The sequence below is a fragment of the Legionella adelaidensis genome, assembly GCF_900637865.1.
GTDB lineage: Bacteria > Pseudomonadota > Gammaproteobacteria > Legionellales > Legionellaceae > Legionella_A > Legionella_A adelaidensis.
This window is the reverse complement of record NZ_LR134418.1, coordinates 329,336-354,408: the sequence shown is the minus strand read 5'-3', so window position 1 is coordinate 354,408 and position 25,073 is coordinate 329,336. Positions and strand designations below refer to the sequence as shown.

The following is a 25,073-nucleotide window of genomic DNA, read 5'->3' as shown; positions in this document are numbered from 1 at the left end:
TGAATGCGTAGTTATTTTGGACTGATTGGATTACTGATGGTGTGCTTGCAAGCCGCGCACGGTCAAAATTCGCTGACATTTAAAGATGCCTTGGCACTGACTTATAAAAATAATCCTAGTTTGAAAGCACAAGCGGCTGCTGTTGAACAGGCCAAGGGTCAGTTTATTCAATCGGGATTATATCCAAATCCAACGCTTGCACTACAAGCTGAAAATATTGGAACCCCTTCTACACTTGAGTCAGGATATACAGGGACAGAAAAAACCATTTCCATTGAGCAACCCATACCCTTAGGTAATCGATTGCATTATCAACGAGAGGCTTCCAAAATGGAATTTCTAGCGGCTTGCTTGAAATTAGAAGCAAATCGCTCAAATCTCTTTGTTGAGATAGGAAATGCTTATGTAGATGCTTTTTATGCTCAATATTGGACTAGTGCCTCAAGGCGTTTAGTAAAACTGAATGAATTAGTCGTTGGAAGTATTAAAAAACGTTTAGAAATAGGGGCTAATTCAGAAGTTGATTTAAGATTAGCAGAGATAGCACTTGATGAAGCGATTATCGTTTATGATAGGGCACGACGCAATGAAGTGAAATCTAAAACCATTTTAGCCAATTTGATGGGCACTCCAAATCTTAATGAAATTATTCTCAATGAAAGTGGTCTATCTCATCACCTAGATTCATGGACTTTAATTAAAAAACGTCTTCTTACGAGTAATTTGATTAAAGCGCAAATGGCTTTGGTCAGAGCAATGGGGTCACGTATTGCTGCAACTTCAAAAGAAGTTTGGCCTGATTTAAATCTACAATTTGGTTTTCGTCATTTTGAGTTAAACGATCAAAAGGCATTCCTGGTTTCCGCCACAGCTCCAATTCCCGTCTTTAATCAAAATCAAGGAAATGTCTATAGCGCTCATGCAAAACGAAATGAGGCCATTCAGGACTTACACCAATTAAAATTAAATCTAGAGTCTACCTTGTATGGAACCTTTTTAGACGCCTTACAGTCTAAGGAAGAAGTGCAAAAAGTAACGAGCAGAATGCTCCCGAAGGCGAAAAATGCGGTTGAATTAGCTCGCGAAGGGGTTGAGCAGGGACGCTATAGTTATCTTATTCTTAGTAATGCAATTCAGATGCTTAATCGTGAAGAAGAGCATTATACCAGGGCTCATGCTGATTATCATAAGGCGCTTATTAAAATCCAGGGATTATTAATGAGTGAAACATTGCACAAATAATGAAAAGGGAATTCGTGTGAAAAAGTATCATTATCTAATCATAATCGCGGCAGTAATTCTTGCGGGTGGTTTATGGTGGCTTTCTGCTAAGCTGACCTTTGCAATGGATGCTTCCGTTCCCGAGAAGCACGGTCCGCATGATGGTCGCGTATTTGAGAGTAAAGATTTCACTGTGGAACTGGTCCTTACCGAAGAAGGAGCCACTCCTAAATTTAAGGCCTATGCTTCATCGAAAGGAAAGCCCATTTCACCCTCAAAGGTAAGTCTTAATGTTGAGTTAAAACGCCTTGAGGGGGATATAACCACTATAAATTTCATCCCTCAGAATGATGCTTTAGTCAGTAAACAAGACATAGAAGAACCCCATTCCTTTGATGTTACACTAAAGGCAATTTATGAAAATCAACTCTTCAGCTGGAACTACTCCTCCTATGAGGGACGGATTAAGCTAGGTAATAAGGTGGCGGAGGAGGAGGGCATTAGAGTTTTAGTCGCGGGGCCGGGAGTGATAAAGAAATATGCTTCTCTCAATGGCCGTATTACCCTCAACCGTAATACCACCACTGATGTTAGAGCCCGCTTTCCGGGTGTAGTAAAAAATGTATTGGTTAAGTGGGGTGACTCAGTAAAAAAAGGCGACCTATTAGCCACCATTGAAAGCAACGAGAGCTTAAAGGCATATGAAGTTCGTGCGCCAACAGAGGGTCGTATTCTTGCGCGCAACATCACGCCTGGGAATGTTGCCGGAACAGAGGCGCTCTTTACTATCGCAAATTTATCAGATGTTTGGGCTGAACTGCATGTTTTCCCGCGCGATCTAGAGAAAATTAATGAAGGCCAAATGGTCACTATACATTCGCAGGAAGAGGATAAGGAAATAAGTGCGCCAATTGCTATGATTCTTCCCACTACGGATCCATTAAGCCAAACTGTAATCGCTATCGTAACTATTCCAAATCCTAAGGAAGAATGGCGCCCAGGAACTATTGTACGAGCTGATGTACTTCTTTCTCAAATAAAAGTTCCATTAATGGTTAAGACGACCGCGTTGCAAAATATGAATGAAAAAACAGTTTTATTCATTAAAGTGGGAGAGCAATATGAAATGCGTGAGGTGGAACTAGGAGCAAAAGATAGTGAATGGGTCGAAGTCAAAGGTGGTTTAAAACCCGGCACCCAGTATGTAGTAGGTAATAGTTTTTTAATAAAAGCTGATATTGAAAGGTCAGGAGCCGAGCATGAGCATTAAACCTGGACAATTATGTTAGAACCTACTATAGCCTTTGCTATTCGACACCGCTGGTTTGTTTTGTTGGTTATTGCAGGCCTCATGGCATTTGGTATCTATAATTTTAAAAAATTACCGATTGACGCCGTTCCTGATATTACTAATGTGCAGGTGCAAATTAACACTGAGGCCGAAGGGTATTCTCCCCTAGAGGTGGAGCAGCGCGTTACCTATCCTATTGAAACAGCCCTAGCAGGTATTCCAAAACTGGATTATACACGCTCGCTATCACGCTATGGACTTTCACAAGTTACCGTTGTATTTGAAGAGGGAACTAGCATTTATTTTGCGCGCCAATTAATCGGAGAGCGGTTACAACAAATAAAAAGTCAATTACCTCCTAGTATGGAACCTGAAATGGGTCCTATCGCTACAGGCCTTGGTGAAATTTTTATGTTCGCAGTAGAGGCTAAACCGGGTGCTTTAAAGGAGGATGGTAGCGAGTATACGCCCATGGATTTATTGACCGTACAAAAATGGATTATCCTACCCCAACTACGTAACACCAAAGGGGTCATTGAGGTGAACTCCATTGGTGGTTATGAAAAGCAGTTTCATGTCATGCCTTACCCACAAAAATTACTGGCTTATCAATTAACCATAAACGACCTTTTAAATGCACTGGAGAAAAACAATGCAAACCTCGGGGCAGGTTATATTGAGAAAAATGGTGAGCAGTATCTGATTCGAATACCAGGACAGGTGAAAACCATTGAAGGCCTCAAAGACATTATTGTTGCCAAAAGAGATGAAGTTATTATTCGGGTTGGGGAGGTGGCTGATGTTAAGCTAGGTTCGCCATTAAGGACGGGCGCTGCCACTCAAAACGGAAAAGAAGTGGTTTTAGGTACTGCCATGATGCTCATTGGTGAAAACAGTCGCGAGGTTTCTGTTCGTGTGGCAACTAAGCTCGAGGAAATCAATAAAAGCCTGCCCAAAGGACTTATCGCAAGACCTGTTTATGATAGAACGAAGCTTGTGGATAGAACAATTGCTACAGTTGAGAAAAACTTATTGGAAGGCGCATTGCTCGTTATTGTTATTCTTTTTCTTCTCCTCGGTAATATTCGCGCAGCATTAATTACAGCCGCCGTCATTCCCATTTCAATGTTGATGACCATCACGGGGATGGTCACACAAGGTGTGTCTGGAAATCTAATGAGCTTAGGCGCATTAGACTTTGGGTTAATTGTAGATGGCGCGGTTATTATCATTGAAAATTGCCTACGCCGGTTTGGTTTAGCACAACATGAATTAGGGCGCGTGTTAACGAAAGAGGAGCGATTTAGTTTAACCTCAGAAGCAACCGCAGAAGTCATTCGTCCAAGTCTTTTTGGCGTAGTCATTATAACGGTAGTTTATCTGCCAATTTTTACATTATCAGGGGTTGAGGGGAAGATGTTTCACCCGATGGCCTTGACCGTGGTCATGGCTCTTTTATCTGCATTAGTGCTTTCTTTAACTTTTGTGCCTGCTTCAGTGGCTGTATTTATTACAGGCCGAGTAGACGAAAAAGAAAATTTCATTATTCGATTTGTAAAAAAAGGTTATGAACCTTTATTAAATTGGAGCATGCTAAATCCTTGGAAAATGGTGAGTGGTGCCGTGATAATAACGTGCTTAAGCTTATTATTACTATTGCGCATCGGTGCTGAATTTATCCCAAGTCTTGATGAAGGGGACGTTGCATTACATGCTATGCGTATTCCAGGTACGAGCTTATCCCAAGCTATTTCTATGCAAACTATATTAGAAGAGCGCATTAAAAAATTCCCCGAAGTTCGTGAGGTTTTTAGTAAAATTGGAACGGCAGAAGTAGCAACCGATCCAATGCCTCCCAATGTCGCTGATACGTTTGTTATGCTAAAGCCACGCTCCGAATGGCCAAACCCTAATAAATCTAAAGACGTTTTGGTGGGTGAAATAGAGGATGCAGTCGGGAAAATCCCTGGAAATAATTATGAATTTACTCAACCCATTCAAATGCGCTTTAACGAGCTGATTTCAGGTGTTAGAAGTGATTTAGCGATAAAAATATTTGGTGATGACATGGAGCAGCTGCTGACTTTAGCTAAGAAAGTAAAAGGGGCACTGCAAACAGTCCCTGGTGCTTCCGACCTTAAAGTTGAACAAGCCAGCGGTCTACCCGTGCTATCCATTATCCCCGATACCACAGCACTTCAGCGTTATGGATTAAACATTGCTGATGTTCAAAATGTTATACAAATTGCTTTGGGTGGCAAAGAGGCAGGCGTGTTATTTGAAGGTGACAAACGCTTTGATATTGTTGTGAGGTTACCAGAATCCATACGAACAAATATCAACATGTTAGAGGAATTACCTATTCCATTAACGCTTCAAAGCGATAGCAAATCAAATCCAAATTATGTTTCCCTAAAGGAGGTAGCCAAATTAACTTTCTCTTATGGTCCGAATCAAATTAGCCGGGAGAATGGAAAGCGTCGTGTGGTAGTTACCGCAAATGTTCGTGGTCGCGATTTAGGTGGTTTTGTTGAAGAAGTTAAACGAGTTGTTGGAGAAAAAATTAAGTTGCCTGAAGGAACTTGGATAAATTATGGTGGAACCTTTGAACAACTGATTTCTGCAGAAGAGCGATTAATGGTTGTTGTACCCATCACGTTGCTACTTATCTTAGGTCTTTTATTTATGGCCTTTGGTTCAGCACGTGCAGCATTACTTATTTTTTCGGGCGTTCCATTGGCGCTAACAGGAGGAATTGTAGCACTCTGGTTAAGAGGCATTCCTTTTTCCATCTCAGCTGGTGTAGGGTTTATTGCTTTATCTGGTGTTGCAGTCTTAAATGGTGTAGTCATGGTGTCTTTTATTCGCAGTTTATTTGAGAAAGGCGTCGAATTAAAAGAAGCTATTGTTCAAGGAGCTCTAACGCGTTTAAGACCCATTCTAATGACCGCTCTAGTCGCGAGTCTGGGTTTTGTGCCTATGGCGATTAATGTGGGCGCAGGTTCTGAGGTGCAGCGACCTCTTGCAACGGTGGTCATTGGAGGAATTTTGTCTTCAACCTTTTTGACTCTCCTTGTTTTACCTGGTTTGTACTTAATTATGCATAGAAGAGTGAGTAAGACTGTAGGCAAATAGGAAGCACAGCCTGTTTGTGCTTTAAAAAGTAATCAATGAGCACTTAACCAGTAATAACTAACAACAGGTTAATGTTGCCAATGCTTGGTCTCAATTAGCAAATGAAAGAGGGAATTTAGAGTATGTTTTATTGTTATCGTAATCACACAATAAAAAACCGCCAAGGTTGCGCAAAAAAGATCGAGCTCTCTAGGCGTGGCAGTTATGTTAGTTAAACTATATATAAACTCCAGAAGTGTTCAAAAATAGGCTAGAAAATAAGCCCCCTGCTTTTATATATTAAACGATACACAAATCATTAGTATTGTGCGAAATAATAATATTAGGGGAAGCTGTCAAATTGGAATACTCGATGAGATTTTCTAAGTAATCTGACCAGCTATTTAATGCTTCTTTCCGTTGGGGCAGCATTTCGTTTTTATTATAGGTAGCCATAATACGCGGCATTTTATGGCCTAAACACTTCTCAATAACAACTGGGTCTATATTTAGCTTCTCCCCTAGTTGGGTGGCAAATGTTCTGCGTAGATCATGAGGGGTCCAATGTGGTATTCCTAGTCGAGTTTGTATTCTGCTGACTGCCTTAGCAATTGCTTTCTCTGACAAAGGTCCACCATTCCGAATGTTTGAAATAATGAAGTTAGATGTTCTTGTTTTCATTAGTAGTTCAAATACTCGTATACATTGAGGACTTAGATGAATTTTCATGGTTAAACCATTTTTGTTATGGTGTGAAGGTATTGTCCATAATGATTCCGCAAAATTTATTTCCTCCCATTGAGCCAAAAGAATTTCAGCTGTTCGAATTCCTGTTAAAAGGATAATTTTGATTGAACAGCGGATTGAGTATGAGATTTTATTTTCATTGCTATCTAAGAAGTGCCAAAGGGTTTTAATTTCTTCAGTAGTTAGAAAACGTTCTCTGGGTTTTTCTAACCCGCCTATGTCACGAGATCGAATATTTGCAGCAGGGTTATTTGTGAGACTCCCGCGGCTTACTGCATAATTCAATGCTTGTTTTAAGGTACTAAGGACTTTATTAGCGTGTACAGGAGCTCCTCTGCTTACTATAAAATCCAGCACTTGGGTAATATCTCGGATTTGTAACTTTTCCAACTCCTTACTACCTAATAGAGGGATTATGTCGGCTTCAATTTGCTGCTTAATTTGCTGAGGTCGCTTACGGTGTTTCTCAATATAATTTTTATACCAAGCGGTAATAAAAGTAGAAACCGTTTCTTTTTGCTTTAATTTATCTTGATAATTTTGTTCAAGAGGGTTAACTCCATTTTCTTTGAGTTTTTGTGATTTAAACAATAATTCTCGTGCTTCTTTAAGGCTAATTTCAGGATATTTTCCTAAACTCATTTTATAGCGTTTACCATTATAGGTATAACGATAAAACCAAGATTTACTCCCACTAGGCATAATACGTAAGCCCAAACCCGAGGCTTCAATTTTTTCTACCCACTTTGACTCAGGCTGAATATTTTTAATGTAATTGTCTGAAAATTTCATTATTCAGGCCACTTTAGAGTCGAAATGATTTGAGTGCCTTTTTCAGTTAATTTATATTTCTGCAAACGGCTTTGGGGCTTCTCAGGTATCGTCATTTCAATTAGTTGGTTAGCCAGCAGGTATTTAAGTTGTTTAAATAACCCACTTGAGATACCTTTATGTCCAAGATGTTGAGCAATTTGACTTTTACTTAATGGCTTGCCTTTTAATAGAAATAATATTTTATTTACCAAGCCTGACTCATGCCTTGACTCATGCCTTGACTCATGCCTTGACTCATGCCTTGACTCATGCCTTGACTCATGCCTTGACTCATGCCTTACAGGCTCCAAAGGTAATTCTTCGGGATAGACAGTAAAATCTGGTACTTTAATAATTGTTCTAAATACATCTCCTTCAATTAACTCAGGATATGCGCCGCCATAAGCTTTGCCATACTTCATCAATTTAAACATTCCAGAGCCCAACTCATCCGCGCGTCCGATTTGTTGGAAGAAGCGTGCAATGACTGGGTTTTTAGGAAAGGGTGTAAAACGATTAGGATCCAGCACCCCAAATGCATGCGGTTTATTACTATTTTCAGTTCGAACTTGACCACGTTCTATAATTAATCTTGCAGGTACTGCATTTAGGAATTCGCGATGAATCAAAATATTAGAAGCAATCTCACGAAAAATGATTTCGCGTAAGCTAATGCGTATATCTCGCTCTAAATAAAAAGGGTCAGGCAAATGTTTCTCAACGAAAGCCATGATTCGCTCATAACTTTCAATTAGGTTTGTTGTTACAAAATCTCGATCGTCATAGCGTTCTAGATTTATTTTTCTAAGAATTAAATCAGTACGATGATAAGGGACTGCAGAAAGGATTGTATTATCTTTTCCTAACAATAGAATGCCTGCTAACGTTACACCACTTTTACCTGTTTCATTATCCACTTGATATAGCTGTGCGCTTTTTAGTAATTGTAAGTCATCCATAACCAACCAGGGGTGATCTTTACGTAACACGCGTGCGAGCAGTCTGGTTTTTTCGATTAAATCAGGACGTAAATCTTCTAAACCAGCATAGGGGAAAATTTTATTTTCCGAAAAAAGGGAGGATTTACGATGATAAAGATTTCCCACCATATATGTATGATCGGTGATATCAAAATCCCCATCTTCATTGCGATCATAAATTCGAGCATTGCATCGATGAACTTGGGAGCTTTCAGGTACATATATATGGAATAATAATTTATCTTCAATCCAGTGCTCATCCATCGATAAATAACAGGGTGGGTTAATTTTTTGTGAATTATTAATAGTGTTAGCAAAATCTTTACGAATTTGGGTAATGATTTCCGGTTGGATGCCGGTGATATCTCCCTTGTCATTAACGCCCAACAATAAAGTGCCTCCATGTCGATTCAGGAAGGCACAAATTGTCTCGTATACACTGCGTGAGAGTCCTGATTTACATTCTTTGAATTCAAGATCAATACCTTCGCCTTTCTTAATGAGCTGCAGTATTTGTTGATCGCTAATTATCATGGGTAGCCTTTTTTTTATTTTTTCTATTTCGCCCATTTCTTATTAAATATTGGTACCAGTTTTGGTACCAGTTTTCTTGTGCTGGAATGATATTATATGATATTTATTGAAAGAGAGAATATCTGTTAATCTCAGTATTTACAAGGATGTTAGTGGATTTTTGTATTTGTTTGATATTTGTTGAAATCGATATTCACTAGCATGGGGTGCTAGTGGTCGAAGGTTCAAATCCTTCCGTCCCGACCAATGAAATCAAAGAATTACAAGTAAATTCGGCTCTTTCCCATTTAAGGGGGCAGCTATAAGTTTCCATGTTTTTCTTTTGGCCCCTCTCATCTTTGTATACTATCATCTCCAAAGCCCTTTAGTTTGAACTGGAGTTGAGATGCAAACCGCCGACTATAAAAAAATCACAAAAGAGAGTTATCAAGCAACAGCACAAGAGTTTGCTCGGAATGTTGATGATCTTGTTCCCACTGGCTCAATTGAAAAATTTATCAAGCTTCTTCCGCCTAAAGCAAAAATTATTGATATTGGTTGTGGCTCAGGTAGGGATGCAAAACTATTTACTAACATGGATGCAATTGTTTTAGGAATTGACTTCAGCTCAAATCTTATTGATATCGCAAAACGCAATGCACCACTAGCTGAGTTTCAATTGATGGATATTGAAACTATGAATTTACCTGCCGCTTCCTTCGATGGAGCTTGGGCGGCCTGTTCTCTTGGACATATTTCTAAAAAAATATTTCCTGATGTTATTAAAAGAATTCATTTTTTGTTGAAAGAAAAGGGATATTTTTATCTCACTCTAAAAAAGGGTGCGAACGAGATTTTAGAGCAAGATTTTCGTTATGACGGTGATATTAAAAAATTTTGTGCTTTTTACGAAGAGGAAGAATTAAAAAATATTCTTCAAGAAGCACAATTTAAGATATTAGAATTTGATATTATTGAAAAACAACATGCTTATCAAACCCATGATGCTCTCAGAGTATTTTGCCAAAAAATTTGAATTATTTTTTATGGAGACAATAGAATGATTGATAGAGATAGGGCTTGGGAGTTTGCTCATGAGTGGCTTGATGCCTGGAATAAGCATGATGTGGATCTTATTATGAAACATTATGCGGACTCGATTGAATTTTGTTCGCCTGTAGTACAAAAGGTTTTAGGTGATCCGAAGGGTGTGGTTTCTGGAATTGATAACCTTAGAGACTATTTTACAAAGCAACTCAAAAAATTCTCTACCTTGCATTTTCAATTGCTCGATGTGTTTACTTCCCCTCAAAGCATCGTTTTATACTATAAAATTAACCGTGGGTTATTGGCTTCAGAAGTGATGCTATTAGATGATCATATGAAAGCGATAAAAGTTTATGCCAATTATGATAAAAATGATGTTGGATAATTTACCATTGCGTTGAGAGCGTTCTATTAGGGTGATTACTTCATAATTGACTAATAAAATTACATTGTGCTTTTTATGAAACTATATTATGCAAATAGCGTTTGTTCTTTAGCCGTTAGAATTATTCTTCATGAGTTGAGTATTTCTTGTGAATATGAAGCTGTTAATTTAAAGACCAAGCAAACAGAAACAGGTACGGATTATTTAAAGGTTAATCCTAAGGGCTCTGTGCCAGCATTAGTATTAAATAATAGTGAAGTACTAACAGAAAATGCCGTTATCTTGCAGTATTTAGCAGACATAAATTATGCCGTCGAGTTACTACCGCCTGTAGGTGAGATCAGTAGGTACCGCACCCTAGAATGGCTCAATTTTGTTAGCACGGACTTACACCGATATTGCGCACCTCTATTCTGGTCAAAATTTTCAGATGAAACTAAGAACACCGTTTTTACTCCAATTTTAAAGAAGAAGTTATTAGTTGTGGATACCCATTTACAGGATAATAAATTTTTAATGGGTAACCGATTTACCTTAGGTGATGGCTATTTGTTTGTTATTTTGATTTGGTTGGCAAAACTTAAAGTAGATATGAATGAATGGCCAAATTTGTCACGTTATTTTAGTGACATGAAACAGTGTAAATCAGTTCAAAAAGCGCTTGAGGAAGAAGGGTTGACCAATCTCTAATGTTTCGTAACTGAGTTCATAACTGCTTACTAGATTTAATTGCTTCTTTACCAGCATTGTCCTTGCCCCCGGTAGAAATGCCACCCTGCAACTTGCATCTGCTATCTCTTAATTTATCTTGGACTATATTCCAATACAGGTGATGCTTGGCATGCGGTGCCTTTTTTGTGTTTTGGCTCTTGCATTTATCCCTAGCACTTTAAGTGTTAATACGACTCTTGGCACAGGGAAAACGTTTGTTCGCCCTCTAGTAATCGTGCTACAAACTTTATCTTTCCATTACTTTATTCCATTCCTTCTAAGGCATCTCCTTCTCCTGAAAATGGCAATGAGTGTAACCTATGTCTCCGGAATATTTTGTTGCCTATGTCTCAATAAGGACATCAATGAGTTATATTTAAATCAAATCTTAATCATCAGTTACTTTCATCGATGATGTCTGTGGTGGTGAGAACAACAGCACACTGGTTATACCAGGACTTGCATTATGGTTTTTGGACTCATGCTGGAATGAGCATGTGGCGGCTCCACCGCCGAGCTTCTTCTTCGACATGATGTCAATTCAGTCAAATCTAAGACACTTGGTAAGGATTATCTAGCGTCATCTGGTCTTCAAGTTGCGATTTGAGAGCGATAAAATCGTTTGTTCTTACTTCACATAATGCCTTCATGGCAACCAAATCGAGCGGTAGCGCGCCCGCCAACACCCCAGGGAACCATTGAACCCTGCCCGTTGCCTCGCTGGCCTCAGCTCGAAACCGCCCCCCTTTAAATATTGCCAAATCAGCCGACAACTTAGAATCAATGCTAAACCAATTTTCATCTTTCTTAGTAGTCCAATTATAGAATTGTTGTTTCGATGATTTCGGCTGGGCGGTAAACTTCGGCACAGGAGAAAATGGTTCATTGGAGCAGTATGCAAAAACAATATGCATAGGTAGCTTTTTTTGTGCACCACCAGCACCTTCTCGCCACTGCTTATCAATGGCCTCCCAATTTTTAACCCCAGGTGCGTTTATTGAGTCCACTTGTGTTTGCAACTCTTTAATGATGGTATTTTCGAAATCAAAATGCTGTTCAGTGATTGTTTTTCCATTAAGCTTATAAGTGACTCCCTCAGTGTTCACTTTGTTGTATTGAGCAATCAATTGTGAAAATACCTTTCTGCCTTCTTCATTACTTGGGATGCACCCAATCATTGCTGCCCACATGTGTTTATCCAGAGCCCACAATGCATATTCAAAGCCACTTATGTTCTCAAATTCTCGCCCAGAACAATCCTTAACGATGATTCCCCGTTTAAAAATTAAACTTATATCCTGCTTTAACATCGCTTTAACCTCATCATGTTCCCCGCGTGTCACATGATGCAATAATTTATGCAATATTTTACGAGCATCCATCACAGGTTTAAACAAAGCTAAATGATATTTTGATGTCTTGGCTAAGTTTACTAAATCACGGTTTGATAAACTTTGAGTGGTTTCAATTTTAACGTCTTCTGGTAATTCATCAAACATCTCAAATTTGTCTTGCATACTTGCACCTGAATTCTATTCACTTGGAATAATTTAAAAAATGAATTATATATGAATTAATTGAAGATAAAAAGAAACAAATGGATTTAAATTGAGCAAATGAGGAGGGTGCTCAGAGATATTTGAACATCACGCGAGGTCACATTAACAGAGTGTATCGAGTTATCTCATTTGTCCATTAGTGGACATTTGTCTATGTATGGACTACTCTTGATAAAGAAGGGTAGGAGGTAATTATGCAAGTTAATAAAAGCCAAGTAAGTAATATACCTGATGAAGTGGTTTGGAATTCTTTGATTAATTTGGTGAAACGTTTTGACTTAAAAGAAAGTGAGGCGCGGATTTTGATGGGGGACATGCCTCGGTCTACTTATACTACTCATAGTGCGAAACTAAACAGAGATCAAAAAGAGCGGGTTTCTTATTTGTTAGGGATTTATAAATCTTTGCGTATTTTATTTGATGACGCAGAACAAGCACGGACCTGGATAAACCGTGAAAATACGCTGGCTCCCTTTAATGGCTTGACGCCTAAAGAATATATGTTGGAAGGGGGAGTCGTAAGGCTTGCGGATGTGAGAAGGTTTTTGGATTTTTGGAGAGGATATTAATGCACTCCTTCGCTAATTTTAATCAAAAGGTGCATCGATTAATACCCTCGAAATTTCCCCCAATATCCCTTTTTGACTGGGCAAGTTCTGCGCAAGAGCTTGAGCAAATTGCTTTTTTAGAAGGCTTGACTAATGAGCGCATACAAGCAGAGTTAGGAAGGATCAATTTAGTTGATAAAGACGACTGGGTGGGAGGTCCAGGCTCTACACCGCTGATGGCTGCTTTCACTCACATAGGGGCACCAACGAGATTTAGCGATGGAACCTATGGGATTTACTATGCAGGTTCTACCTTAGTTACTGCAATAAAAGAAACTATTTTTCATCGTGAGAGATTTTATAGCGCCTCTAAAGAGGCCAATTGTTCTATTTCTATGCGTGAGTACATAGCAGAGGTAAAGCAACCTTTAGTAGACATAACCTTAAACCACAAACACCTACTAGAGCCTAACCCGGTTTTTTATACCCAAAGCCAAGAATTTGGGAAAAAAATTCGCGAAGAGAAACATTGGGGTATTTTATATCCCAGTGTTCGTCATGATGAAGGTTTATGTGTTGCTATTTTTAGACCTCCAGCATTAACAACGCCGGTTCAAGGATGTCACTTAACCTATATTTGGGACGGAGCTCGTATTTCAGAAGTCTATCGAAAAAATAAAATAAATTTATCTGTTGCCCCTCAAAAACGGTCATGCGTCTATGACACTTAGGACAGGGTCTTCACTTGCTTTCCCCATTATAGGTACTTTAAATTTCTTATGCTTTTATATATCTTTGCACTGGCACATTAAATTGAGGATTGTCTTTGAAAGAAATAGTTACCTATAAGGTTTGTATTATGGGCGCTGAAGCGGGTGGTAAAACTTCTTTGGTCCGAGTAGCGCTAGATTCTGACTTTCCTTCTGAATATAGCCCTACGATTGGTGGTGATTATCGAAAACTTACCATTGAAAATACCGCCATTGAAATATGGGACACTGGAGGTCAACATCGATTTGCATCCCTTATACCTATGTATCTGAAAGATGCCCAAGCAGTTATTTATTGTATTGACCTATCTAATAAATTAGATGATGCAGTTTTAGCAGAAATTAGCATCGCAAAAAGAATGGCGGGTGAAAGAGCTTTCATTTTGGTGGGTACAAAATGTGATTTGCCCGCACGCGTTTCTCAAGAAGAATTGGAGTCCTTGGCTCGTACGGAAGGCTATAAAAAAGTTTTGATGACCTCTGCTAAAGGTAGGCTCAATATTAATCTTTTTGTTGAATACCTTCATGAGCTTGCTGTGGAAAAACATGCTTTGGAGCGAATGAGTCTAACCATCCGTAAAATGCCGTTACATTCTCAATTACGCCAGGAGTTAGGGCAATTTATATTAAAAATCTCATCACTCCCTGAGGAAAAAGATCGAATTTCTATGGCAATTGCTGTAAATGAATTAATGGATGCGTTAAATTCCCCGGAGGTGGGGATTTCTGAAAAAATGTTGGCGATTAAAAGTTTTGAACAGAAATGCGCTACCACATTAGATCTGTCTGTTGGGAGGCTTAAAAAGACTCCCTCTTTCTTTAATACCACTGCCGATTTAACACCTATTACAGAGATAATAAGGGTTGCAATAGCCGAAACAATAGTTAACACCACCATTACAAATGCCAAACAGGCAGCACAGGAGGAAGTTGTGGCAATACCGCAACAGGGTGCTGAAGTATTATCTAGTCAAGAGCCACGAATCACCTTAGCTCTTTCATAATCAAAGGGGGTGTTCTGCTATCCCTTTGATTAGATATGTTTCTGCTTTATAAATCTACTGCGGGCCACTTACGGTAGGTAATAATCCTACAGCAGAAGAAGCTGTTTGAACTGGTTTAAATAATCTAAATCGTTGTTGGCTTATGGGTTGTGGGCCTTCTATTATTGAACCTACCAATTCTATGGCAGGAGTAGCATCCATTTTCACATCATTGTTAAGGATTAGAGTAGCACCTTGAAGGCATGGAATAACAAATTGCTCACACATAGGCCTGACGGTTTGAAGATATTGATCAATAACATCTTGTGGGGATCTTCCGCGCTGACTTGTATCTCGCTGAAAACGTCGGATAAAACACAAATCAAGTGATGTGTTGACGAATATAGTCGCATCAAATAATCGCTTAAGCTCTTCGGGGTGGAGAACTAAGATACCTTCAACAATGATAATTCGAGTTGGCTCTATTGTTAATGTTTCTGATCTTCGCGAAGAAGTCTCAAAATCATACAGAGGAATTTCAACTGATTCGCCTGATTTTAGCCGTCGCAAATGATCGGCTAATAATCCAAAATCGATACTGTTGGGGTGATCAAAATTAAATTCATGCCTTTGGGTCAACGGAAAATCACCTAAACCTTTATAATAATTATCGGAAGAAATAATAGTGCAATCTGCTCCATAATGCTCACACATTTTATGTGCAATAGTTGTTTTTCCAGAGCCTGATGCACCGGCCACACCGATTACGAATATTCTCATTTTAAGAACACCTTGTAAAAAAATGGGATTTTTACAGCAATATTAGTGAGCGTCAAGAAAAACAGAACACAGTAGCAGCAGTAAACTTCTATGATATGAAAACAGAGCAATATTGAAGAGAAGGTTAGGTTGACTTAAGATGTTCGATAATTCATAAGCTGTTTAATCATAAGGATTTAGGATGAAAAAAAGAAAGTTAGGGCAGGAAGGTTTAGAGGTTTCCGCATTAGGTTTGGGATGCATGGGTATGTCCTATGCGTATGGTCCGGCCGATCGAAGCGAATCAATACGGGTATTGGACAGAGCGTTTGAATTAGGCGTCAATTTTTTTGATACTGCTGAAGTGTATGGGCCATACACAAACGAGGAGTTAGTGGGTGATTGGCTAAAAAACCAATCCCGCGATGCAGTTGTTATTGCAACAAAATTTGGTTTTACATGGAATGCTGAAGGCTTTCCCAATGGTGTGAATAGCAAACCTGAACACATTAAGCAATCCATTGAAGGTTCACTTAAACGTTTGCAAACAGATTATATTGATTTGTATTACCAACATCGTCTGGATAAAGAAGTACCTATCGAAGATACGATAGGTGCACTTGCTGATTTAGTTAAAGCGGGAAAAGTTCGCTACATTGGCCTTTCTGAAGTAGGCCCCGGGATTATTCGTCGAGCACATTCCGTACATCCAATTAGCGCTCTGCAATCAGAATATTCCCTGTGGGATCGTAATGTCGAACTAAATATATTGCCTTTATTAGAGGAGCTGGGTATTGGCTTTGTCCCCTTTAGTCCCTTAGGCCGTGGTTTTTTCTCTGGCAAAATTCAGGGCACAAGCAAACTTGATAAAGGGGATTTCCGTCAAATGCTCGCGCGCTTTGATGAGGACAACCTACCACATAATTTTAAGTTGGTAGAGTTTTTGCAGGAATTAGCAAATAAAAATAATACTTCCCCTACCCAAATTGCTTTAGCGTGGTTATTAAGGCAAGGCGAAAATATCGTTCCTATTCCCGGCACGACAAAACTTTCGCATCTTGAAGATAATATAAAAGCAGTTAATTTGGCTCTTCCCCAGGGAGATTGGGATAAGCTCACCGAGTTTCTTGATTCGTTTACCTTTGCGGGAGAGCGTTATCCCGACGCGGTTTTAAAACTAGTTGATCGGACGCCCTAATAGCTTGTTATATTCCGTTCCTTCTTCCTAACTCTGGTAAGAGTAGTAATAAATAGCAGGATAGGAAGAGGAATGGATCCCATTTTACGCTTTTCTTTCAACCGTACTGACTTAATTCAGGACCTGGTCACCTTTTTGCATGGTAAAAGCCTACCCCTTGTCTATAATTTGTATTAAACGCCAAACAAAAAGGCAATAATATGGTTGAAAAATTTTCCAACCCTACACCACCGTCAATTTCTGCAATGGCAACTCAGCCATTTAAAGTGCGTGTTCAGGAAGAACTTCGGCGTTGTAGGGAAGAAATGTCTCATGAATTTGACCTGTCAAAATTAGAAGGGGTAGACATAGAGACATTAAAAAAAATATTGTCTTTTATCCCTATCCAGGTCACCAAACTTAATTTAAGTGGAAATTTTTTAGGACATTTAAGTCCACAACAGTTTAAAGGTCTTATAGAAGCTATTCCCAAGCATATTAGGTACCTTGATTTAAGCAATAATGTTTTAAACAAACTTCCTGCAAAATATCTCCTGACAATTTTTTCCCAAGCGGGGAACCTAAAAGAAATTGACGTAAAAGAGAATAATTTAAATTTACCCAGAAGTTCAGAAAAAACACCAGTAGTTTGGACGGGGCCTAATAAAAATAGAGGAATGGAATCTAGAACTTATCCATTTACAAGGAGAGTAAGTCAAAATCCTCAAAGGACAATTTCCCAATTATTCGACGATCTTAAAGATAATAATATAATTGGAGTAGATTTAACCGGTATTCAAAAATATACGCCAATCTCAAGTTTTCCTTTAGAGCGCATTCCCGAACACATACGTCATATTTCACTCCGTAATAATAATTTGGGCACTTTTTCTGATTGTGCCAACTTGCTAGGAAAGCTACATGAGGAAGTGACTTCTGTCGATTTAACCGGTAATAAACTTAATAATCTACGCGCTGAGCATTTTATGGCGGCTATGAAAAAATTGCCTACTAAATTAGAGTCTTTAAAATTAGATTTAGGGGATTTCGTTTATTCAACAAAAGAAACAAGCGACATTGTAAAGAACCTCCCAGCGAAATTAAAAACGCTTACCCTGCACATAAATAAGCAGCAAGATACTACTATTGCTGCAGTACGGATGGGCTCTATCTTTGAAGCTTTAAATCCTTGTGTAACTTCTATTGCCTTGGAAGGGGAGTCACTTTCTCATTTTAAGCCCAAAGAATTACTTGAGGCCTTTAGAAAAATCCCATCGACCGTCCAAAATCTTTACATTGATGATGTTCGTATACCCCTATCGCGGGAGTATGATAAACGTATGTTAGTTTTTGACGTATATTTATCGGATTTAAAAACAAAAGCTTTGCAGTTTGAAGATAAAGCAACTGCTATGAAAAAAGAGGGTAGGGAGAAAAAATATCACTGTTTTAAGGAAGCGGGCTTGGCGGCTAAGAAACTTTATACCGATCTTAGGCAGTATAAAGAAGATTTTATAAAATCTCCGCAAAGCAAGAAGAGCATGGAAATTTTCCGCGATAAATGTTTGGATAAAATTTATAAAGCGGAAAAAAGTGTTTTGGCTGATCACCGCGGTATAAAAGGAGTCTTGCTAGAAATAGTCCACACTCTGACTTTACTTTTTCTCCCTGGCATCATAGAAATTTTTTGTAGTAAAGCCGGTTTTTTTTCAGCTAAAACCGATTCAGCAAAAAAAATTGATGCCCTTAAAAAATCAGTTAATGACCTCAGTGATCCTGAAGAAGAAACTTATAGGCCAAAAGGTTTATAGTCTGTCCGATTCACCATTCCAATGCGCTTTACTATTTATCTCAAAATTTGCTGAATAGGAAATGTGCACTGAAATAAAGGGGAGTGGGTACTTACTTGACGAGTAGAAGAAGTCATTATTGATGGATAGTATAATAAACCTGTATTACGCAATTTAATACAGGTTTACTGAGTGCTTATTTAGAATTAGATTCCCAAAGTGCTAAATGTGCTCCAGTGGGATCAGTTATTATGGCAAATTTGCCCATTTCTCCTGCTTGGGTCACTTCTTTGATTTCTTTTGCGCCATGTTGTTTAGCTTTGTCTAGAAATGAATCAATGTCATCTACTAATATATAAGCCATCCAATGAGGAGGGATGTGACTTTGTTGCTCGGAAGGAATTTCCCAAATCCCTGCAAATCCTTGGTCGTTTGATTCTACAATTGTATACGTCATTTGATCCATTTTGTGATCTTTAAACTGCCAGCCAAATACTTTACTGTAAAAATCTTTTGCTTTTTTAACATCGGGAGTAGCCAGTTCATTCCAACAAAATTGTCCAACGGAGGGTTGTTGTGTCATAAAAATTCCTTTTTTCTTTAATAATTAAGGGCATTTGAAGCTTAGTTTTCTTTTTATTTTTAGTCAATTAAAGGTGAGTCTGCGTCTTCGTATCCACAGGTTTTAGAAAATTGGTTGTGTCGATGTGAATTAAACTGTCAAATTGTAATGGTAAGTGAGTTAAAAAATAGTGGCTGAACCGCTCGGTTTCAGGCCGGTAGATGACACCAATTGCTCTTTGTAAATGAGGGACATTTAAGAACTTTTCAAGTTTTGCATTTTGATTAAGATGTAATACAAAATTCTGGTGACAGGCATTGTGAAATAGTAGCTCATAGCTTCCAGGGCTACCGGGTAAGATTCTTTTTTGCTGCGGAGGTTCACCCCAGTTATTAGCCGCTGTGACTGTTCCTTGGTACGTTGAAAATCCTAAAGTATATACATTTTTATCATGCGTTTCTCGCAAAAGCTGGCCTAAGTTCACTTCTCCTTTTTGACCCATTTCCGTGGCTCTGGCATCTCCAACATGGGAATTGTGCGCCCATACTATTAATTTGGCAGGCTGATTCCGTCGCTTTTGTAAATGGTCTGCAATTACATTCACTGTTTCTGCCATATGTGTATCTCTAATATTCCACGTGGTAATATGGTCTTCAAGCAAGTTACGGTAATAATTTTCAGCGTTTTTAACCAGGCGTGCATTTTGCGTAGCAAAAAAGTATTCATCTTCAGCGCGTAAACCATCTGCTTTTATATACTTGAAAGCGTGATGCTGCATTTCTAATAGTTGCGTAACAACCTCGTCCAAACAAGATTTTTTGGGTTTTAAAGCGGAAAGATAACCATATAGTTGCGGGTCTACTTTTACATGGTCAAAGCAGGAGTAACGGTTAATCGCCCTTTGGGCGGCTACGGGATCTTTCTTTCTTAAAAACTCAATAACTGCTTCCATCGACGTATTCAAGCTGTATAAATCTAAGCCATAAAATCCTATTTTTTCCTGGGGCGGTAAAGAGTCATTGAATGTTCTTAATTTTTGCAAAAAAGCGACCATAGAGAGATTACGCCACATCCATGAAGGGAAACGTTTAAACACATTTAAAACCTCAGTAGCATTATTTATCGGGCTATTTCCTTGTAAGTAGCGGTGAACTTGATAAGCATCCGGCCAATCTCCTTCGATGGCAATGGCCATAAAACCATGTTTTTTAATTAATATTTCCGAAATTTCCATACGAATTTGATAAAATTCTTCTGTACCATGGGTCGCTTCCCCTATTAATACTATGGAGCAATCGCCAATTTGACGAATAATGCTCTTATAGGCACATGATACAGGTGCAAGGGGGATAATTTCTTCATTGATTATTTGAATGAGTTTTTGAGTGATTTGAGGTTCCATAAATCCCTTTATGTACTCAGTAGATTTATTTAAGTATGGCATTTTTTATTGTAAATACTGAGTAAAATAGATAGGAAAAGTGGTTATTTTTTTTACTAAAATGATATAATTGATATTTTTTCCTTGGGTATAAATATGACAAAAATAATTTCTGCTAGAAAAAAAGTTGCTCATGTAATTATGATGGGTGATAGCTTATCTGACCGCGGCACCTTAGAACGCAGAAAGCTTTTAGGGGTTATCCCTATGGTTGCTTTAGCAGGATTGCAAAGATATACCGCTTTAGGACGCTTTACCAATGGGTTAGCCTGGAGCGATTTATTTAGTGCGCATATGATTAATCGCTTTCTTATCGAGGAATTAGAAGAAAAGCAGCACAAAAAAGGCGATATGGATGTAGCCGATAGGGCTGACGATATTTTGACTCATAGAAGTAAAAAGAATAGAGAGGCAACCGAGTTTGATGAGATTCAGCAAAAGAAAGAGGAGCATTTTGGTTTAAGAGACGATGATATCGCTGATGGTATTATTAGTGACGATCTAAAAGTTCAACCATTTATTGAAGGTTCTTACACATTTGACAATGATTTATATGTTAAATACCAAGGGCGTGATTTTGTTCGTAATTATGATGAAGGTGGATTAACTGCAGATGATTATCGTAATTCCCCTACGCTTAATATCCCTCTTTGTGCCAGTCGTTGGATTCTTGCCAATTTAAAGCAAAAAAGAGAGGCTCTTTTAGCTTATGATGCCAAAAATGAAGTTTCTACCCATCATAAAAAACAAACGTTGGTAATGGAATGGTCGGGCGGAAATGATTTTATTACCGTTAATTCCAGGCCTAGCAAAGAAGTAGTTGAACGGGTATTAAAAGCAAGGATTGCGAACGTAGAAGCCTTGATAAAAAACGGTTATCGCCATTTTGTTTTGATTAATTTACCCGATTTGTCACTTACTCCCCGTTTCCAGGCAAAAAGTAAAGAAGAGCAGGAAAATGCCAGCCGCTGGTGTCAGTATTTTAATGAAAGGTTACAAGAAGAATGCCAACGTTTGCAAAAAACTTATGTACATTGCTCGACCAATGTTTTTGATGTGGCTTCTATTTTTAATAGGGTTTATCATAACCCTACTGCTTATGGTTTTGCTGCAGATAAACTTACAAAACCTTATACGCGCTCCCCTGATTTTCGAATTAACAAAGATCATACTTCCCCGTCTCAGGGGTATATGTTTTGGGATGATATCCATCCTACTATGGATATGCATGCCATTTTGGCTCAAGAGATCTCCCAGTACTGTGAAGAAAATTTTGATTTTGTAGCACCAAAAGAAGAAGCCGTGCAAAAAGAAGTATTACATATAGCCCCGGAAGCATTAAAGGCTGCTTTTATTACGGAATACGAAAAAACATTAAAAAGCGCTCTAAGTGGATGGTTCGGCATTTTTCGTAGAAGTAGAATTGATTATAAGAATGCTTCCCTGGTAGACATACTTCGCCATGCACTGGATAACCAAGGGCATCGCACAAGGGAGGTAATTACCAAACTGCAGTGGATTGATTCATTAGGTAATTTGAATTTAAATATACCTGCTTTGAAAAAAGCCAAAGGGGAACTGGATCGTGAGAGGGAGTTAAAAAGTTCTGCAGTAGGAGATTTACAACTTTAGAGCGGAAGCTGTTGAAGGGATTCTTCAACAGCTCTTTTAGCGCCAGCCAGCTGTTCTAATTGATCCAGTTCTTTCATGAAGTCTGCATTGGATGTGGTTTTGGTATCTTTTTGCAATTGAAGTTTGATGTATTCAATTTGTTTGTAATCAGGAATCCATACCCCCAGGCTACAAAACTCTAAAAGATAATCACAAAAATCTTTTATCAGGTAAGCGATTGAACCCACTAGTGTTGCTTTATTTCTAGCTACGGCTTTTTGTAGTAACCCAATTTGGTTATGTAATAATTGTATAGGGAATTCTAAAGAAAAGGAGGGCAAGGTATTAATTGCTGTCCAAGCTTCAAAAACGGCCTTATAAGCCTGGGCTAATTTCATCAATTTCTGCGAATAATCGTTTTCAATAGATCTGGAACCTACTATCTCTGCCAAGGTAATTAAATGGGTTTTGCACTCCTGGCTATTATCAAATATTTTATCAAGCTCTTTTATGACTGCGGAAGTATTTAATTTCTGGATAAGGGGCAATGCTTCAGCCATTATTCGATAAGAGACTAATTCTCCTTTTTTCCTGGCAATGCTAAATCTAATTTTTTCTAATTGTGCCATGACATTACCTTTAAGAACTCTGTCGTATTCGTTCTCCAGATTGGTCGAGGAGTGCAATTCTCTACGATTTTTTCTCAATAGTTCGCGTAATCTAATATTAACTGGGACAAAGCGTAACAGATTCCTATCGTAATCATACTCTTCCCCAAATTTCTTACGTACTTCTTCATAATCTTGATCCATGGCTCTCGCATAGTTTAAACATAACAACTCCATGGTGACGGAGGAAGTAAGTAAATATGGTTTATTTTGGGAAATACGGTCTTTTAACCAATAGGTAAGGATTTCATCAATTTCATTGTTGTTGGAGCAACCTTTAATAGCGATGGAAGATTCCATTTTATTTAATTGCTGTATGCGGATTGCGACCCGCCCCGGGTTCGGTTGATACCCCTCTTCATTTAAACAACGCATGCCATTAGCTAGTGAGTAGGGCCCACACGAGGAATAATCTTCTTGTTTCCATGAAAAAGGGTAAATTTCAGATTCTATTTCCGCTTGCGGGTACACTTTCAGCAATAAAATTTTCAAGCGGCTTACCTCTGCTTTAATTGCCGAGTCGAGAGTTATGTAAAGATTGGTAAATTTATTGGAATCGGTAAAAGAAATTTTTATGTGGGCTTTTCCAGCTTTTTGCGAAACTTGAATAGCGACTGAAGTCCAATGGTCGCCGTCACAATTAAGAGGCAGCAAAATCTTCAAGGGAAAAATGTCCTTTTTTTGAATTAAATGTCTTTCTGCCAGCTTTGTTTTATAGACTTTTTCAGAGACCAGAAATAAATGGTGTGGTGATTCACTTTCCCATGCTTTGCCCACTGCGTTCAGTTGAGCGGTTGTATACCAATAGTTAGGTATTACTGTTCGTAATTCGGAAAGTAAAGGCATTATTTCATATTAATTATAAAAGCTTTAGTATTTGGCTACCGCATCACTTGCCGGAAAAGTTTCCTCCAAGGCTTCATCTAGCAACTTATCCGTATGAACTTTCTTGGCTTTTTTTGTTTGGTTTGGATGCGATTTGGAGCTTTTCTTATTTTTTATTTTATCCATTATATCCTCCATGGCTTATTAATTCTACTATAAGTATAGTAATTTTGCTTAGTGTGCGTTTAATCTCAGGACTTGCGCAAAACGTCGATCGCTTCGTTAAAAATGATTTTAATTCGGTCATTTAGTTAATCTAAACTCTCTTATTAAAATCATCGACGTTTTGCGTAAGTCCTGCTCTGTCACACGCTATTCGCTTTATTGTAATTTTAAAATTTATTTTATATACACATTCTGATATAATTTTTAACATCTCGGGTGGGGGTTGTTATGTTTATTATCACTATGTTCAAACAAATGAGGGCAGAAAAAGAAGCTTCCTATGTTGAGCAAAATTATCCTGCTGAGGAAGGTTATTTCACCAGATATCCATCTCATTACGATTTTTTCAATGATGTTGGTTCGCTTTTTCTTAAAATGTGGGATTGTTTTTTGGGAAGTGTTTTAAAGTTATTACTGACCATAAAAAGCATAATGTTTGCCTTGGGTTCCCTTTTAATTTTAAACTTGCCTAGCTTCGCCAACAATACTGGCTCGGCACTTTATCATGGGATGAATACGTTATATTTACTATCCAGTATTTTTGTAGATAGTGTTCTAAAACTTATTTCCATTGGTACACGAACTACAGCAACTATTTTTACTCGAAGCGAAGTTCCTCTTTTAAACGAGGAGAGCGAACCGGAACCTCCCTACGTCCCTACTTCGGTGTGAAAAACGGTAGAATTTTGACAGTTCTTTATTCTGTGTCCAAGCTATAAAAATAAGACAATGAAAATTGTCCAAAAAATAATGAGTTTTGGACTAGGCATGAAAAATCAATTTTTTTTAATACTCAAGTGGATTGAAGGTAGAAACCTCTCATCACTGTGGAGAAGACTTTCTTCACCGACAAAACCTGCTTTAGCTTTCCAAAATGTATATAAAGGTTTTACTATTCTTGAGTTATTAATTGTCATTTCCCTAATCTCATTAATTATTGGTTTCACTGTCGCTTCTTATCAAGAATCCAATAAACGGTCTCAAATCCAGCGAGCGATTGAGGATATTAAAGAGATAGAGCTGGCCATTGAAAATTTTTACATGGAATTTGGTCACAAATACCCAGCAGACTTACTTGCGATTGGAGCCAATAATAAGTTAGACCCATGGGGCAAGCCTTACCAATATTTAGATATTTCCAGTCTTCCAGATAGGTCATTGGATTCTCGAGTAAGAAAAGATAAAAACTTATATCCTATAAATTCAGACTATGATCTATATAGTATGGGAGAAGACGGTAAAACAGCCGCTTCTTTAGGGGCTACGGAAAGCCAAGACGATGTTGTTAGAGCTAATAATGGTGGTTATATAGGACTTGGATCTGAGTATTAAG

Annotated in this window: 22 protein-coding genes; 14 read left to right on the top strand and 8 right to left on the bottom strand. The window is 38.3% G+C overall.

Annotation, left to right across the window (positions count from 1 at the left end):
* Window positions 1–3: 3 nt before the first annotated feature.
* From EL206_RS02770 to EL206_RS02760, 3 genes are read left to right on the top strand one after another with little or no spacing between them, the layout of a single operon-like run.
* Window positions 4–1,242 carry a TolC family protein gene (locus EL206_RS02770; RefSeq protein WP_058462023.1) on the top strand — a complete coding sequence of 413 codons (1,239 nt, stop codon included), beginning with the start codon at window positions 4–6 and terminating at the stop codon, window positions 1,240–1,242.
* A gap of 16 nt (window positions 1,243–1,258) precedes the next feature.
* A complete protein-coding gene (locus EL206_RS02765) occupies window positions 1,259–2,491 on the top strand; it encodes an efflux RND transporter periplasmic adaptor subunit (RefSeq protein WP_065310949.1) in 1,233 nt (410 codons plus the stop codon).
* Window positions 2,492–2,503: 12 nt separating this feature from the next.
* A complete protein-coding gene (locus tag EL206_RS02760; RefSeq protein ID WP_058462021.1) occupies window positions 2,504–5,647 on the top strand; it encodes an efflux RND transporter permease subunit in 3,144 nt (1,047 codons plus the stop codon).
* A gap of 279 nt (window positions 5,648–5,926) precedes the next feature.
* Here EL206_RS02760 and EL206_RS02755 read toward each other — a convergent pair whose 3' ends face one another.
* A complete protein-coding gene (locus EL206_RS02755) occupies window positions 5,927–7,165 on the bottom strand; it encodes a tyrosine-type recombinase/integrase (RefSeq protein ID WP_058462020.1) in 1,239 nt (412 codons plus the stop codon).
* Window positions 7,165–8,700, bottom strand: coding sequence for an RNA-binding domain-containing protein (locus EL206_RS02750; RefSeq protein ID WP_141117147.1), 1,536 nt, complete (start codon window positions 8,698–8,700; stop codon window positions 7,165–7,167). Before EL206_RS02750 ends, EL206_RS02755 begins: the two co-directional genes overlap by 1 nt.
* 385 nt (window positions 8,701–9,085) lie before the next feature.
* Between EL206_RS02750 and EL206_RS02745 the strand changes: the two genes are divergently transcribed.
* From EL206_RS02745 to gstA, 3 genes are all read left to right on the top strand, one after another.
* On the top strand, window positions 9,086–9,715 hold the full coding sequence (locus tag EL206_RS02745; protein WP_058462019.1) for a class I SAM-dependent methyltransferase: 630 nt from the start codon (window positions 9,086–9,088) through the stop codon (window positions 9,713–9,715).
* A 24-nt stretch (window positions 9,716–9,739) separates the two neighbouring features.
* Window positions 9,740–10,111, top strand: a complete 372-nt coding sequence (locus tag EL206_RS02740; RefSeq protein ID WP_058462018.1) for a nuclear transport factor 2 family protein — start codon at window positions 9,740–9,742, stop codon at window positions 10,109–10,111.
* Between the two features lie 75 nt (window positions 10,112–10,186).
* Window positions 10,187–10,801 (top strand): glutathione transferase GstA, encoded by a 615-nt coding sequence (gene gstA, locus EL206_RS02735; protein WP_058462017.1) that lies wholly within the window; start codon window positions 10,187–10,189, stop codon window positions 10,799–10,801.
* A 572-nt stretch (window positions 10,802–11,373) separates the two neighbouring features.
* Here the strand turns inward: gstA and EL206_RS02730 are convergent.
* The gene (locus EL206_RS02730; RefSeq protein WP_058462016.1) at window positions 11,374–12,339 is read right to left on the bottom strand and encodes a hypothetical protein; all 966 of its coding nucleotides are present in this window, start codon (window positions 12,337–12,339) and stop codon (window positions 11,374–11,376) included.
* A gap of 236 nt (window positions 12,340–12,575) precedes the next feature.
* Here EL206_RS02730 and EL206_RS02725 point away from each other — a divergent pair, with 236 nt between their 5' ends.
* From EL206_RS02725 to EL206_RS02715, 3 genes are all read left to right on the top strand, one after another.
* The gene (locus EL206_RS02725) at window positions 12,576–12,950 is read left to right on the top strand and encodes an MbcA/ParS/Xre antitoxin family protein (RefSeq protein WP_058462015.1); all 375 of its coding nucleotides are present in this window, start codon (window positions 12,576–12,578) and stop codon (window positions 12,948–12,950) included.
* Window positions 12,950–13,660, top strand: coding sequence for an RES family NAD+ phosphorylase (locus tag EL206_RS02720; RefSeq protein ID WP_058462014.1), 711 nt, complete (start codon window positions 12,950–12,952; stop codon window positions 13,658–13,660). Before EL206_RS02725 ends, EL206_RS02720 begins: the two co-directional genes overlap by 1 nt.
* 95 nt (window positions 13,661–13,755) lie before the next feature.
* Window positions 13,756–14,703, top strand: coding sequence for a Rab family GTPase (locus EL206_RS02715; RefSeq protein ID WP_131739635.1), 948 nt, complete (start codon window positions 13,756–13,758; stop codon window positions 14,701–14,703).
* Window positions 14,704–14,757: 54 nt separating this feature from the next.
* On the opposite strand, the gene udk is transcribed toward EL206_RS02715, so the two are convergent.
* On the bottom strand, window positions 14,758–15,462 hold the full coding sequence (udk, locus tag EL206_RS02710; RefSeq protein ID WP_058462012.1) for a uridine kinase: 705 nt from the start codon (window positions 15,460–15,462) through the stop codon (window positions 14,758–14,760).
* A 181-nt stretch (window positions 15,463–15,643) separates the two neighbouring features.
* Between udk and EL206_RS02705 the strand changes: the two genes are divergently transcribed.
* Together EL206_RS02705 and EL206_RS02700 are read left to right on the top strand one after the other, a co-directional pair.
* Window positions 15,644–16,639 carry an aldo/keto reductase gene (locus EL206_RS02705; RefSeq protein WP_058462011.1) on the top strand — a complete coding sequence of 332 codons (996 nt, stop codon included), beginning with the start codon at window positions 15,644–15,646 and terminating at the stop codon, window positions 16,637–16,639.
* A 200-nt stretch (window positions 16,640–16,839) separates the two neighbouring features.
* On the top strand, window positions 16,840–18,429 hold the full coding sequence (locus EL206_RS02700) for a leucine-rich repeat domain-containing protein (RefSeq protein ID WP_058462010.1): 1,590 nt from the start codon (window positions 16,840–16,842) through the stop codon (window positions 18,427–18,429).
* A 175-nt stretch (window positions 18,430–18,604) separates the two neighbouring features.
* On the opposite strand, the gene EL206_RS02695 is transcribed toward EL206_RS02700, so the two are convergent.
* Window positions 18,605–18,991: a VOC family protein gene (locus tag EL206_RS02695; protein ID WP_058462009.1), complete on the bottom strand. Its 387-nt coding sequence runs from the start codon at window positions 18,989–18,991 to the stop codon at window positions 18,605–18,607.
* A gap of 67 nt (window positions 18,992–19,058) precedes the next feature.
* A complete protein-coding gene (locus EL206_RS02690; RefSeq protein WP_058462008.1) occupies window positions 19,059–20,372 on the bottom strand; it encodes an erythromycin esterase family protein in 1,314 nt (437 codons plus the stop codon).
* Window positions 20,373–20,507: 135 nt separating this feature from the next.
* Between EL206_RS02690 and EL206_RS02685 the strand changes: the two genes are divergently transcribed.
* Complete coding sequence (locus EL206_RS02685) at window positions 20,508–22,043, top strand: SGNH/GDSL hydrolase family protein (RefSeq protein WP_058462007.1); 1,536 nt, start codon at window positions 20,508–20,510, stop codon at window positions 22,041–22,043.
* Here the strand turns inward: EL206_RS02685 and EL206_RS02680 are convergent.
* Both EL206_RS02680 and EL206_RS09940 read right to left on the bottom strand, forming a co-directional pair.
* Complete coding sequence (locus EL206_RS02680; protein ID WP_058462006.1) at window positions 22,040–23,536, bottom strand: Ulp1 family isopeptidase; 1,497 nt, start codon at window positions 23,534–23,536, stop codon at window positions 22,040–22,042. The two genes, EL206_RS02685 and EL206_RS02680, sit on opposite strands and share 4 nt — an antisense overlap.
* Window positions 23,537–23,560: 24 nt before the next feature.
* A complete protein-coding gene (locus EL206_RS09940) occupies window positions 23,561–23,701 on the bottom strand; it encodes a hypothetical protein (RefSeq protein ID WP_162261861.1) in 141 nt (46 codons plus the stop codon).
* A gap of 267 nt (window positions 23,702–23,968) precedes the next feature.
* Between EL206_RS09940 and EL206_RS02675 the strand changes: the two genes are divergently transcribed.
* On the top strand, window positions 23,969–24,412 hold the full coding sequence (locus tag EL206_RS02675; protein WP_058462005.1) for a hypothetical protein: 444 nt from the start codon (window positions 23,969–23,971) through the stop codon (window positions 24,410–24,412).
* A gap of 57 nt (window positions 24,413–24,469) precedes the next feature.
* The gene (locus tag EL206_RS02670) at window positions 24,470–25,072 is read left to right on the top strand and encodes a prepilin-type N-terminal cleavage/methylation domain-containing protein (protein WP_131739637.1); all 603 of its coding nucleotides are present in this window, start codon (window positions 24,470–24,472) and stop codon (window positions 25,070–25,072) included.
* Window position 25,073 lies beyond the last annotated feature (1 nt).

Excerpts from the sequence above, each read along its gene's own strand:
- EL206_RS02770 (WP_058462023.1), top strand. The coding sequence starts at position 4 with ATGCGTAGTTATTTTGGACTGATTGGATTACTGATGGTGTGCTTGCAA.
- EL206_RS02760 (WP_058462021.1), top strand. The coding sequence starts at position 2,504 with ATGTTAGAACCTACTATAGCCTTTGCTATTCGACACCGCTGGTTTGTT.
- EL206_RS02755 (WP_058462020.1), bottom strand. The coding sequence starts at position 7,165 with ATGAAATTTTCAGACAATTACATTAAAAATATTCAGCCTGAGTCAAAG.
- EL206_RS02750 (WP_141117147.1), bottom strand. The coding sequence starts at position 8,700 with ATGATAATTAGCGATCAACAAATACTGCAGCTCATTAAGAAAGGCGAA.
- EL206_RS02745 (WP_058462019.1), top strand. The coding sequence starts at position 9,086 with ATGCAAACCGCCGACTATAAAAAAATCACAAAAGAGAGTTATCAAGCA.
- EL206_RS02740 (WP_058462018.1), top strand. The coding sequence starts at position 9,740 with ATGATTGATAGAGATAGGGCTTGGGAGTTTGCTCATGAGTGGCTTGAT.
- gstA (WP_058462017.1), top strand. The coding sequence starts at position 10,187 with ATGAAACTATATTATGCAAATAGCGTTTGTTCTTTAGCCGTTAGAATT.
- EL206_RS02730 (WP_058462016.1), bottom strand. The coding sequence starts at position 12,339 with ATGCAAGACAAATTTGAGATGTTTGATGAATTACCAGAAGACGTTAAA.
- EL206_RS02725 (WP_058462015.1), top strand. The coding sequence starts at position 12,576 with ATGCAAGTTAATAAAAGCCAAGTAAGTAATATACCTGATGAAGTGGTT.
- EL206_RS02720 (WP_058462014.1), top strand. The coding sequence starts at position 12,950 with ATGCACTCCTTCGCTAATTTTAATCAAAAGGTGCATCGATTAATACCC.
- udk (WP_058462012.1), bottom strand. The coding sequence starts at position 15,462 with ATGAGAATATTCGTAATCGGTGTGGCCGGTGCATCAGGCTCTGGAAAA.
- EL206_RS02705 (WP_058462011.1), top strand. The coding sequence starts at position 15,644 with ATGAAAAAAAGAAAGTTAGGGCAGGAAGGTTTAGAGGTTTCCGCATTA.
- EL206_RS02700 (WP_058462010.1), top strand. The coding sequence starts at position 16,840 with ATGGTTGAAAAATTTTCCAACCCTACACCACCGTCAATTTCTGCAATG.
- EL206_RS02695 (WP_058462009.1), bottom strand. The coding sequence starts at position 18,991 with ATGACACAACAACCCTCCGTTGGACAATTTTGTTGGAATGAACTGGCT.
- EL206_RS02690 (WP_058462008.1), bottom strand. The coding sequence starts at position 20,372 with ATGGAACCTCAAATCACTCAAAAACTCATTCAAATAATCAATGAAGAA.
- EL206_RS02685 (WP_058462007.1), top strand. The coding sequence starts at position 20,508 with ATGACAAAAATAATTTCTGCTAGAAAAAAAGTTGCTCATGTAATTATG.
- EL206_RS02680 (WP_058462006.1), bottom strand. The coding sequence starts at position 23,536 with ATGCCTTTACTTTCCGAATTACGAACAGTAATACCTAACTATTGGTAT.
- EL206_RS09940 (WP_162261861.1), bottom strand. The coding sequence starts at position 23,701 with ATGGATAAAATAAAAAATAAGAAAAGCTCCAAATCGCATCCAAACCAA.
- EL206_RS02675 (WP_058462005.1), top strand. The coding sequence starts at position 23,969 with ATGTTTATTATCACTATGTTCAAACAAATGAGGGCAGAAAAAGAAGCT.
- EL206_RS02670 (WP_131739637.1), top strand. The coding sequence starts at position 24,470 with ATGAAAATTGTCCAAAAAATAATGAGTTTTGGACTAGGCATGAAAAAT.